The sequence below is a fragment of the Mitsuaria sp. TWR114 genome, from assembly GCF_007997345.1.
The window spans coordinates 1-1,290 of sequence record NZ_VOSR01000321.1 but is presented as its reverse complement, the minus strand read 5'-3'; the positions used below and the strand labels follow the sequence as shown (position 1 = coordinate 1,290).

At 70.5% G+C, this 1,290-nt stretch carries 1 protein-coding gene; it reads left to right on the top strand.

The window, feature by feature from the left end; genetic code table 11:
- On the top strand, positions 1 to 1,290 hold a 1,290-nt coding region (locus FUT87_RS13060; RefSeq protein WP_255511808.1), incomplete at both ends, for a penicillin-binding transpeptidase domain-containing protein.

Here is a 1,290-nt window from a genome sequence, read left to right as displayed (position 1 = left end):
GCGGAGATGGTGCGGCAGGTGGTCCACGCCCAGTACGGCGACGAGGCCTACAGCCGCGGCCTGCGGGTGACCACGACGCTGCGCATGGACGACCAGGTCGCCGCGTACAAGGCGCTGCGCCGCACGCTGATGGACTACGAGCGCCGCAAGGCCTGGCGCGGTCCGGAAGGCGAGGTCGACCTGCCCGAGGGCATGGACGCGCAGGACCAGGACACCGCGATCGCGCAGGCGCTCAACGAGCATCCCGACAACGACGACCTGCGCGCTGCCGTCGTGACGCAGGTCGCGGCCAACCGGCTGCAGGCGACGCTGGCCGATGGCGAGGACATCGAGATCAAGGGCGATGGCCTGCGCTCGGTGCAATCGGCGCTGTCGGCCAAGGCCAAGCCGGAGCTGCGCATCCATCGCGGCGCCATCGTCCGGGTGCTGCGCGGCAACCCCACCAAGGAGTTCCCCAAGGGCGCCTGGGCGGTGACGCAGTCGCCGGAGGCCGAGGGCGCGCTGGTCTCGGTCGAGCCCGACAGCGGCAAGATCCTGGCGCTGGTGGGCGGCTTCGACTTCAACCGCAACCAGTTCAACCACGCGACGCAGGCCTGGCGCCAGCCGGGCTCCAGCTTCAAGCCCTTCATCTACTCGGCGGCGATGGAGAACGGCGCCAGCCCGGCGACGCTGGTGGACGACGCGCCGATCTCGGTGGGCGACTGGAGCCCGCGCAACTCGGACGGCAACTTCGACGGTCCGATGACGCTGCGCCAGGCCCTGGCCAAGTCCAAGAACATGGTCACGATCCGGGTGCTGGAGCAGCTGACGCCGGCGCGCGGCCGCGCCTGGGCCGGCAAGTTCGGCCTCGATGTCGACAAGCAGCCGGAGAACCTGACGCTGGCGCTGGGCTCGGGCTCGGTGACGCCGCTGCAGATGGCCAGTGCGTACTCGGTCTTCGCCAACGGCGGCTACCTGCTCAAGCCGCTGCTGGTGACGAAGATCGTCGACGCGCAGAACCAGGTGCTGTTCGAGGCCGAGCCGGAGAAGCTCACCGACGAGCGCCGCGCGATCAGCGAGCGCAATGCGTTCATCACCGGCTCGCTGCTGCGCGAGGTGGCGATCCGCGGCACGGCCTACCGGGCGAGCCAGTCGCTCAAGCGCTACGACCTGTACGGCAAGACCGGCACGACCAACGATGCGGTGGACGCCTGGTTCGCCGGCTTCCAGCGCCGCGTGGCGACGGTGGTGTGGATCGGCTACGACCAGCCGCGCAGCCTGGGCGCGAGTGAGACCGGCGGCGGCATCGCG